Genomic DNA, 10,395 nt, shown 5'->3' on the forward strand with positions numbered 1-10,395 from the left:
GTACATCCTTTACTACAACCACCTGAGAATAAAATCAAGATTAAAACGTAAAAGTCCAGTAGCTTATCGAGCTAGATTTGAGCAAGCTGCTTAGAAAATATGTGTCCAGTTTTAAGGGTTCAGTACATAGCCGAGGAGGCTCCAGCAGTGCCCCTAGGAAAGCGAAGCCATTTGCGGAAATCAACAGCGATGTTTAGTGAAATTTCAAAATCAAGCTCTTTTTCAGTGGCTTCAGGCGTAGCCGAAGATGCTCACGTCAGCCCCTAGGAAAGCAAAGCCATTTGCGGAAATCAACAGCGGTGTTTAGTAAAATTTCAAAATCAAGCTCTTTCTCAGTGGCTTCAGGCGTAGCCGAGGAAGCTCACGTCAGCCCCTAGGAAAGCGAAGCCATTTGCGGAAATCAACAGCGGTGTGTAAACGACATCTAAAATCAAAGACTTTTTTTACATATATGAAATACCCACCACACTAGTGATGGGTATTTGTATTTGGTAGTAGTCTATTGCATGCCGTTTTTGATGGCACTTGCTACCTGAAGGGTCCGTTTAGTCTGATGTTTGACTGCTGCAGTGACATCCTCTTTCCAGTTACCGTCCTGATCGGCTGTCACGCTTGTTCCATATGGATTTCCGCCCGCTTCAAAAATGGAGTTGTCTGTATAACCTGGGGCGGCGATGATAACTCCCCAATGATACATAGTGGTATAAAGGTTTAAGATAGTTTGTTCTTGTCCTCCGTGAGGATTGCTTGCAGATGTCATGGCACTTGCAACTTTATTTGCGAGTTTCCCTTCTGCCCAAAGTCCTCCAGTAGTATCAAGGAATTGCTTCATTTGTGCAGGAACCGTTCCATATCTAGTTGGGACACTGAATATATAGGCATCTGCCCATGTAAGGTCGTCTAAACTTACTTCCGGTACGTCCTTTGTTTCCTCCAAATGTTGTTTCCAAGCTGGATTAGAGTCAATTGCCTGTTGCGGGGCAAGCTCTGGGACCTTTACCAACTTTACCTCTGCACCGCTTGCCTTTGCTTCCTCTTCTGCCGTTTTTGCCAGCTTATAATTCGTACCTGTTGAACTGTAATAGATAATTGCCAATTTTACATTCGTAGTCATTCTCAAACACTCCTTTTACTCATTTTGAAAGGCTTTTTCATGTTTGCAGTTCTAGAATACTATTACCTTCTAACTTTTCTTGTACCCGAATATCTCGAATCAAAACTATTGAATATGTTTTTTATAAAAAGGCTCTGTTAAAGCAAATTGTTGATTTTTGCAACAACCTAGCTGTTGATTGGAGCAATAGGCGAAGACTCCTCGAAAATGCTACGCATTTTCTTCGTGCGATGTATCGCTGTCGAAGCCTTCCTTGTCCTAAGGGAAATAGCGTTTAGGGGAGACCCCGCAGGCGCTTTTCCGAGGAGGCTCCCCAAACGCCCCTAGGAAAGCGAAGCCTAGTGCGGAAATCAACAGCGGTGTTTAACAGAGCCTATAAAAAAAGACCCCACTCTATTGAGTAAGGTCCATCAATTAAAATCATCCTTCCGGAATAGGGTCCGGATGCTGATCCTTTGTAGCTAATAATACTTCCTGCGTTGGATCTAAACCTGCCTCCTGAAACACCGTAGCACCTCCGAATAGTAAGAAAAACGCCAACCCCAACAGAACCAATCGTTTTTTCATATGACCCATCTCCTTCTTATAGAAAAGTTTGTTTCTTTAATTCCTTATATCCTAGAGAATAGTAATAACTTGCTTTTTTATATTTATAACTGGCTTCAAAATATTGAGCCAGACGTTCAGCATAAATGATGAGCGGCTCCTTAAGATCTTTGTCTTGAAAATATGGCAGGGCTTGCTCTAAAAATATTTGATCAAATTTTTCATACTCCCCTTCAAGAATGCATTCATGGATGGAGAAGTAATAATGATATTCAATGGCATCTTCTGGATTCGATAAAAGTTCTTTGCCAAGCTTCAGCCATTTTCTGCATTCCGTGTAATCACCGAGTTTATCATATTCAAGTAAAATACAATAAATAGAAGTTAGCTTACTTTGAGGTCTATCTTGCTGTTTTAGAAAATAGCTTTTTTCATATTCATTGATTGCTTCTACATGCTGGCCTTGAATGGAGTATAGCTTTCCAAGATTATGATAGATGAGGGATTGAAGATACATATTATTAAGCGACTCTGACAGTTTCTGAGCAAGAAGGTAACTTTTTTCCGAGCGGTCGTATTCTCCAATTCTACGATAGCAGATGCCTAGTAACACTTGGCACTCTGCGCTTCTTTTGAAATCATAGATGGCTTGGAATTCTTGGAGTGCTTTAGTGGTGTAGGTGATGCTCAGTGGTTCCTTCATCGTTTGACTATATGTAAGACCGAAGAGATAGTAGAGGTCGGCCTCTTCTGATTTTTCGAGATTGGAATTCCTTTGCAGTAATTGTTCGGCTACCTTTAAGTGTTCAAGTGCCTGTACAAAATTGTTCAATCTATATTCGTAAATAGAATAGAATTTTTGAAAATAGTAATGCATGTGAATATCAAAAATATCCAGAAACTGTTGTAATTTCTCGATAAGCGCCTTCGATTGTTCCATGTTTTTAAGGTAAAGGTGATACCGCAATTCGAACAGTACAAAATACATATATGTCTTTGTGTTAACGGATTGAATTTTTTTTACCAGGTCCTCGTACCTTCGCTTTATTTCCTGACTTTCACTTGTAGTCATTAACTTGTACCATGACATAAGTTCTTGAAAAATCGTATCGTCCTGCTGTTCAATAAGACTTACTTCAAGACGCTCACATAACAGTCTCAACACTTCTTCACTAGGAGAGGTTAGGTTATTTTCAATTTTTGATAGGTAAGATACGGAAATTATTCCTCTTGCAAGATCGTCTTGTTTTAACCCTTTTTGAATGCGAAAAAATTTAATCTTACTCCCAATATCCATTTTTGTTGTCTTAACAGTTGGTTGTTCGAGATTTATCATATGGATCATTCCTTCGCTTTGTTTTCTGTTTTAAATATTCAGATTACTATAAGTAAACCACTTCGTCAAAGCGTCTGAACCCTGTCTTCCTATTATAAAAGGATATCCATTTTTTCGTAACCTCTTTTTATAGTTATCTAGGCATATTTCAATAGGAAATTTTTCCTTTTTTTGCAGACAAAAGATAAATCATTGCTAGATTTTAACTATTTTTGCCGAACAATCACTACTTTTGTCTACCATGAAGGAAGTTGCTTTTGAATGAAGAAATACAATTAGTAAAGGGAGGGAGTTTGAATGGAATTAAAGACACATGAAGTTGCAAAAGAATTAGGTATGGCACCAAGAACGGTTCGTAAGTGGGTCCAAAAATACGAAATCCCTTGTCGCAAAAATGATTATGGCCATTATGTTTATGATGAAGAAGCACTAGCGCGTCTTGAAACACTTAAAGCGAACTCTGAGGTAGCAGGTGCATTGGACGTCGAATTTGACACAGATATCAAAGAAGTACACGTCGAAAACATGAATGTTCGAAGTGGAAAGAGCAAAGCATTTGATCATCAGCTGGTAACTTTGACTGAGAGAGTGAGCAGAACAGAGCAAATGATTCAGCAAAAGGCTGATGAGGTAGTATCCTATCAACTGCTGCAACAGAGAAAAGAAATAGAAGAACTTACAAAGAAAGTGGACAGACTAGAGAGTATGTTAGATAAATTGCAAGCCCCCGTAAAAAAAATGGAACCCCCACTTATCTTTGACCAACCTCCACAACAAAAGCGCCGCAATGTATTTCGTTCCATATTTGGATTATAGAAGAAGCTGCCATGATGCCTGAATGGTCAGCTTTCTTTTTTTATTTCATCCAAGGCGATCGTAAATTCTTTAATGAGCAATAATTGTTCAGATGCGTTTATTTTCGACTCAATTATGCGTTTAACCGCTAAATAATATTTTTCTATCGGTTGTTTTCTTGTTCTTGGGTGTGTCAATTCATCCTTTAGTTCCCTTCTAATCGCCTGTTGCACTAGTTCCTTTTCATCACAACCATCTAAGCTCTCCAAGGAGCGGTTATTCCATAGGAGCCTATATAATTCTAGTAGTTCACCTTTTTCCTGCATAATCTTTCCTCCTTATTTCTACATTTTTCTTTATAATTGTATAGAATTTTCTTTCAATTTATGGTACTTTGTAAATGAAAAAAAATACATATAGCATCCGGGTAAGGGGTCTCGTCATGAACTTTTTGAAAGATATTTTATTGCAACTGTTTTTTTTGTTCGTTCCTCTTCTTTTATACTATTCATTGGTACATAAGCGTTATAGGAAGCCTTCCGAATTTAGAAGGCAAGTCGCGGTCTTTTTTTATTGTACCATTTCAGCCCTTCTGTGTTCGACATTTCCTATACTTGTCGCAAGTGACACCACTTTTTACTTAAGTGGTATTCCAGTTATCATGGCCATATTATATGGTGGGTATCTGGCTGGAATATTGACGGTCATTGCTTTATTTATTTATCCTTTAATTTTTCCATCTCCCATTAACTACTTACATGCTTATTTCCTAATCCCTTTTCTATCTGTGTTGCCATTATTGGTTCAAGCAAAGTGGAGAGTGTATTCAAACTCTCTCAAATACTTATTGATTTTAACCATTGCCGGGATTGGAGCTATACTACATGGCATTACTTTTGTGATTTTAGACAAAGAATGGATGAGTATCGTAAGGACAGATATCGTGTTTATTGGCTCTACTTTGCTTTTATTTTACGTAGTGGAGTATTTTAGTGGATTAGATCAATTACAAAATCAATATAAAAAAATGAAAAAGCTCTACCATATCAACACCATTGCTGACGAAGTATCCAAAGAGTTTCAACAACCCTTAACTATGGTGAAAGGATTTATTCAATTGCTTGGAGCAGAACACAATAGGGCCAATAAGGAATATGTCCCCATCATTCTGACAGAGCTGAACCGTGCCGAAAAAATAATTGATTCCTATATTAAACTCGTTAAGACAGAAACATTCTCGTCAAGGCCACTATCGTCAAAGGAATTACTTGATCTTGTCGCATCAGACATCCAATTATATGCGAACAATCACAACATAGATTTTCAAATTAACAGCGAGCGAAATCTAAGGATAAATGGAAACTTGAATTTACTTGCAGAATCTATCTCAACCATCATTAAATTTTGTATCCATTCCAAAGACGGAGTGACGAAAAGACTTCAGCTTAGACACTATCTTCAGCACACAGAAGTAATATTCGAGTTAGTCATAAAAGACGGGAACGCTGAAAAAGATCCAATAAAAACATTGCTTCAATTGCAAGATTTACGTCCAAATGAAGAAAATACCGCTCTCTATTCTGCCTATACGATCTTACTCGCTCATGGCGGGGATCTTCAATATCGAAATCAGTGGTTTAGAAAGTCTATAATTCTCACGTTACCTGCCCAAGTAAAAAATAGTGACCTGGTCACCAGAAACGTTATTCGTACTAACTAAAAAGGGGAACTCCATCAGCACTAACGAGTTCTCCTTTCTAATTTAGATAATATCCAAGTAAAAACCCTATAATAGAACCAAAAATGCTAAAGCTTAGATAAATAAGGGCATGTTGATACTTTTTATCCATGACTAACTGTACAGCTTCCACACTAAAAGTGGAAAAAGTCGTAAATGCACCAAAGAAACCAAATCCAAGAAGAACAAACAAAGCGTCATTAGAAAGATCCTTTGAATCTAGATTCCCATTTAGCAATCCTAATCCAAAAGAACCTAAGATATTTACAATGAGCATGGCTATTGGGATACGCGGGGTAGGAAATTTTTTCATAAGCGCCAATCCAAGCAAATATCTGCACAAGGCCCCAGCCCCTCCTCCAACGGCTAGTAAAAAATTCAAGTCCGTTTGACTCATACTAACCTCCTAGCGGAATGTCCTAGTAGAAGACCCAAAAAAGCAAATAAAAGCCCACCTAAAATGGACGAGAACAGATAAACAGTAGTAGTGAACATAGTAGACTGTGCCTTAAGTAAAAATACATCTGCAGCTAAAGTAGACATCGTCGTAAAACCGCCACACAATCCAGTACCAAACCCAACTTTCATGTAATCTTTTACTTTTCTTTGGATAAACCATCCTGTAAAGGTACCCAATAAGAAACTTCCCACGAAATTCACAAGAAGTGTCCCTACTGGAAAAGCAAAGTCAGCAGTACCTAAAGTAACCCCACACCTTAACAAGGTACCGATTGCCCCGCCTATAAAAACTGCTAGAATATTTTTCATCATTATACTATCACCTGCTCCCTTCTCCCTCCAAAAAGCGGAAAATCGCATGTAGGTTATTCATTTATTATAAACAAAAAAAGAGTGAAAACCTATGCAACGGTCATCACTCCTTCCTTGAAGTTTATTTAAATTTCCACTTTTTCCTTTTCAGGTTCGAAATAAGCACGGATAATAATTTCCAATATTTCCTTCGTCATATTCAAATGAGGAACAGGACTATCTTTTAGTAGTTTTTGAGTATTTTGATCTGCAAATGAGATACTTCGATCGAGATATGGACCAAATACATCAATCATACTATTTAACTGTAATTCCACTTGTGTTAAAGAGAAGTTTGTTTCTTTCTCATAGATCCCAAGTGAATGGAAATGCAGGTGTTCTTTTATCCTCTCAAGTATTTCCCTGTTGGTTGGCGGCGTTGGATTGGTAATATTATAGATGGTGTTCTTTTCCGCTTTTTTAGCTGCAATTGTTAAAATATCCGCTACATAATCAACCGGAACAAGATTGGAAGTACCATCTTTGGAACCGACCAGGTGGACTTTTTCCTCGTAATTTTTTCTCTCAAGTTTTCGTTTGAAAAGCTCGAGCCCTCTCATAAACCCATAAAGGGTAAAGTTTGAGTCCGCTTCACCAGTCTTAGAATCTCCGACGATGATAGCAGGCCTAAAGATGGAGACGTCCATTACGCCTTGATATCTCATTACTTCATGTTCTGCAAGGGCCTTGCTCTCCTCGTATGGATTATTGAAGTCCTGTTGTAAGTTATAAAGTTCTTCCTTACCTGCATTAGATACTCCAACCGTGTATGCCGTGCTAACGTGAATAAATTTTTTCACCCCAATGGAAGCAGCAACTTCTAAGGCATGTTTCGTTCCTTTGTAATTCATTTCCATAAGTGTATCTCGTAAATGATGATCGAATTTCACTAATGCTGCAAGATGGTAGAAAATATCGATTTTGTTGGTAATTGCAGCAAATTGATCAGTTGATAAACCGAATTCCGGCATAACAATGTCCCCATTTAGGATGGTAACCCGCTCTTGTAAAGAAACAGGTAAGTCTTCTTTCAATGCCGTTGCTTTTTTCATGTTTCTAGCTAATATATAGACCGTGTGCTCTCCTTCCAAGAGGTTGCGAATCAGCCTTCCCCCTAAAAATCCAGTAGCACCAGTTAAGAATATGTTCATTGAAGTCCTCCATTGTTGAAGATGATTTTTCAATCAAATCTATTACAATAGTAATATAGATTGTACACGAAATCAAAACATGGAAAATTTTGAAGAAGCATATCATTAGTAGAGGTCTGCAAAACGCTTACGTTATAATGGAAATAACGACATAAAAAAGGAGTCTGTGATGAGTAAAAAATTCTGGGGTCTACTTCTTGTAATTGCTTGTCTTGCCGCCTACTTCTTTATACCCAAAATGTATGCAACTGTAACACAAAAATCTGTCGGGAGTCTTCCTTATGAGCTTGAGGAAAGTGAAAACATTGCCTATGCCACATTTGCAGGTGGCTGCTTCTGGTGCATGGAACCGCCATTCGAAAAGCTTCCTGGTGTATACGAAGTTGTTTCAGGATATATCGGTGGAAATGTGAAAAATCCTGCCTACAATGAGGTAACAACCGGAGAGACAGGTCATGTGGAGGCTGTCATTGTTTCCTATAATCCTAATGTCATAAATTATGAAACTTTGTTAGACGTTTTCTGGAGACAAGTCGATCCAACTGATGACAAGGGACAATTTGTCGATAAAGGGACTCCTTATCGTTCTGAAATCTTTTATCATAGCGAAGAGCAGCAGCAACTCGCCGAGAAATCAAAAGAAGAGATAATCGCCTCTGGGCGTTTTGATCAACCAATCTTGACGGAGATCAGGGCAGCAGAAACCTTTTATATTGCAGAAGACTATCATCAAGACTATTATCTCAAAAACCCTGTCCGCTATGACTTTTACCGAGAAAACTCAGGACGTGACGAGTTTCTTGATAAGGTGTGGGGAAATAACCGCAATATTATTCCGGAAGTAGAGGATGATGACACAACCCTTCTCCATTTATCTAAAGAAGATTTACGTTCCGTTTTAACTGCTGAACAGTATTACGTCACGCAGGAGGATGGAACAGAAGAACCATTCAATAATGAATATTGGGACTTTGAAGGAGAAGGCATTTATGTAGATTTGATTTCAGGGGAGGCATTGTTCAGCTCTACCGATAAATATGATTCTGGCACAGGTTGGCCTAGTTTTACCAAGCCGTTAGTAGCAGAAAATATAGTAGAGCTTGAAGACCGGAGTCTTTTCTCTGTACGAACCGAAATCCGCAGTAAATTAGGCAACGCGCACTTGGGTCATGTTTTTGATGACGGCCCCGAGCCAACAGGCTTAAGATATTGCATGAACTCTGCTGCGCTCCGTTTTGTACCGAAAGAACAGCTTGAAGCAGAAGGATACGTGGAATTTCTGGAGTTGTTTGAATAAGGAAGAAACCCACTCTCCCTTGATGGTGAGTGGGTTTCTTCCTTATTTAGTATCTTTCAGTTTTTTAGATTTTTCCGTACAGACTTCCATTGCAGAGACTACCGCAGACCGGAAACCTTTCTTCTCCAATGTTGTGACCGCCTCAATCGTTGCTCCACCCGGGGTACACACATTGTCCTTTAGTTCTCCAGGATGCTTGCCTGTCTCAAGAACCATTTTCGCAGCACCAAGGACGGCCTGCGCTGCCATTGTATAAGCTTGACTTCGTGCAATTCCCTGCTGGACCGCCCCATCCGCCAACGCTTCAATAAACATATACACATAGGCCGGCGAGGATCCACTTACAGCAGGAACAGCATCCATCAACTTTTCAGGTAGTACCTCTGCTTTACCAAAACTTTCAAAAAGACTGATGACGTTTTGAAGTTCATTATCATTTACTGACTCATTTGCACAAATCGCACTCATGCCTTCGCCGACTAAAGATGGTGTATTTGGCATCACACGCACCGCTTTTATTTTTTTTCCGAAAGCTGACTCAAGAAACTCCAATGAGATACCAGCCGCAATGGTAATGATGACAGCGTCACTTTTTATTACGTCGGTAATTTCTTCTATTACCTCTTTGTGCAGGTCTGGTTTTACAGCCAAGATTAGCATATCAGCTTTTGTTGCTACTTCCCTGTTTCGGATAGTTGTTTCAATATCGTACTTATTTGCCATCTTCTCTATCGTTACTTTTGTTTTGGCACTCGCAAATATTTGATTGGCAGGAACAAGCTCTGACTTTATTAGCCCACCAATAATAGCCTCAGCCATCTTTCCACTACCGATAAACCCGATTTTTTTATTCAACATTATGCATCACTTCCTATACGTTCTGCTTTGAATTATATAAAAGTCATAAGAAGAAAGCTACCCATATTCATTTCATGGATCGCTTTTGCTTCTGTGTCAAACGCTTAGATTCTGTTTGCCACGGAATCTCCCGTATGACTACCGTGCAACATTAATATTCCTGAACATTGTCCTCATTGCGACCGTATGACTACCGGGCAACTCCAAAACTCCTGTACATTGTCCTCATTGCGACCCTATGACTACCTGGCATCTCCAAAAATCCTGAACATTGTCCTCATTGCGACCCTATGACTACCGGACAACACCAAAAATCCTGTACATTGTCCTCATTGCACCCCTATGACTACCGGACAACACCAAAACTCCAGTACATTGTCCTCATTGCGACCCTATGACTACCGGACAACATCAAAACTCCTGTACATTGTCCTCATTGCGCCCCTATGACTACCGGACAACATCAAAACTCCTGAACATTGTCCTCATTGCTACCCTATGACTACCGGACAACATCAAAACTCCTGTACATTGTCCTCATTGCGACCCTATGACTACCGGACAACACTAAAACTCCTGTACATTTTCCTCATTCCGACCCTATGACTACAGTGCCACACCATATCTACTGTACATTGTTCTCCTTTCCACCCTATAACTACCGGACAACACTAATACTCCTTTACCTTGTCCTCATTCCTCCTTTATTACTCCTGGACCACACCAATTCTTCTTTCATCATTTCACATT

Annotated in this window: 11 protein-coding genes; 3 read left to right on the forward strand and 8 right to left on the reverse strand. The window is 39.3% G+C overall.

Annotated elements, in window-relative coordinates:
• Nucleotides 1–499 precede the first annotated feature (499 nt).
• From wrbA to HF078_RS05810, 3 genes are all read right to left on the reverse strand, one after another.
• Nucleotides 500–1,114 carry an NAD(P)H:quinone oxidoreductase gene (gene wrbA / locus HF078_RS05800; protein ID WP_169290279.1) on the reverse strand — a complete coding sequence of 205 codons (615 nt, stop codon included), beginning with the start codon at nt 1,112–1,114 and terminating at the stop codon, nt 500–502.
• A gap of 420 nt (nt 1,115–1,534) precedes the next feature.
• On the reverse strand, nt 1,535–1,681 hold the full coding sequence (locus HF078_RS05805; RefSeq protein ID WP_169290280.1) for a hypothetical protein: 147 nt from the start codon (nt 1,679–1,681) through the stop codon (nt 1,535–1,537).
• A gap of 16 nt (nt 1,682–1,697) precedes the next feature.
• Nucleotides 1,698–2,996, reverse strand: a complete 1,299-nt coding sequence (locus HF078_RS05810; protein WP_169290281.1) for a helix-turn-helix domain-containing protein — start codon at nt 2,994–2,996, stop codon at nt 1,698–1,700.
• 297 nt (nt 2,997–3,293) lie between these two features.
• Here HF078_RS05810 and HF078_RS05815 point away from each other — a divergent pair, with 297 nt between their 5' ends.
• A complete protein-coding gene (locus HF078_RS05815; RefSeq protein WP_169290282.1) occupies nt 3,294–3,812 on the forward strand; it encodes a MerR family transcriptional regulator in 519 nt (172 codons plus the stop codon).
• 26 nt (nt 3,813–3,838) lie between these two features.
• Here HF078_RS05815 and HF078_RS05820 read toward each other — a convergent pair whose 3' ends face one another.
• Nucleotides 3,839–4,117, reverse strand: a complete 279-nt coding sequence (locus tag HF078_RS05820; protein ID WP_169290283.1) for a hypothetical protein — start codon at nt 4,115–4,117, stop codon at nt 3,839–3,841.
• Nucleotides 4,118–4,233: 116 nt separating this feature from the next.
• On the opposite strand from HF078_RS05820, the gene HF078_RS05825 reads away from it, so the two are divergent.
• Nucleotides 4,234–5,511, forward strand: a complete 1,278-nt coding sequence (locus HF078_RS05825; RefSeq protein WP_169290284.1) for a histidine kinase dimerization/phospho-acceptor domain-containing protein — start codon at nt 4,234–4,236, stop codon at nt 5,509–5,511.
• A gap of 37 nt (nt 5,512–5,548) precedes the next feature.
• On the opposite strand, the gene crcB is transcribed toward HF078_RS05825, so the two are convergent.
• The 3 genes from crcB to HF078_RS05840 form a co-directional block, all read right to left on the reverse strand.
• Nucleotides 5,549–5,926, reverse strand: coding sequence for a fluoride efflux transporter CrcB (gene crcB, locus HF078_RS05830; RefSeq protein ID WP_205831534.1), 378 nt, complete (start codon nt 5,924–5,926; stop codon nt 5,549–5,551).
• Nucleotides 5,923–6,300: a fluoride efflux transporter FluC gene (locus HF078_RS05835; protein WP_169290285.1), complete on the reverse strand. Its 378-nt coding sequence runs from the start codon at nt 6,298–6,300 to the stop codon at nt 5,923–5,925. The genes crcB and HF078_RS05835 overlap by 4 nt, the downstream gene beginning before the upstream one ends.
• Before the next feature lie 125 nt (nt 6,301–6,425).
• Nucleotides 6,426–7,490: an SDR family oxidoreductase gene (locus HF078_RS05840; RefSeq protein ID WP_169290286.1), complete on the reverse strand. Its 1,065-nt coding sequence runs from the start codon at nt 7,488–7,490 to the stop codon at nt 6,426–6,428.
• A 169-nt stretch (nt 7,491–7,659) separates the two neighbouring features.
• Here HF078_RS05840 and msrA point away from each other — a divergent pair, with 169 nt between their 5' ends.
• On the forward strand, nt 7,660–8,787 hold the full coding sequence (gene msrA / locus HF078_RS05845; protein ID WP_169290287.1) for a peptide-methionine (S)-S-oxide reductase MsrA: 1,128 nt from the start codon (nt 7,660–7,662) through the stop codon (nt 8,785–8,787).
• A gap of 42 nt (nt 8,788–8,829) precedes the next feature.
• Here the strand turns inward: msrA and proC are convergent, their stop codons facing one another.
• A complete protein-coding gene (gene proC, locus HF078_RS05850; RefSeq protein WP_169290289.1) occupies nt 8,830–9,642 on the reverse strand; it encodes a pyrroline-5-carboxylate reductase in 813 nt (270 codons plus the stop codon).
• Nucleotides 9,643–10,395: the final 753 nt, after the last annotated feature.

This window comes from Bacillus sp. RO2 (genome assembly GCF_012911845.1).
Lineage (GTDB): Bacteria > Bacillota > Bacilli > Bacillales > Bacillaceae_I > Sutcliffiella_A.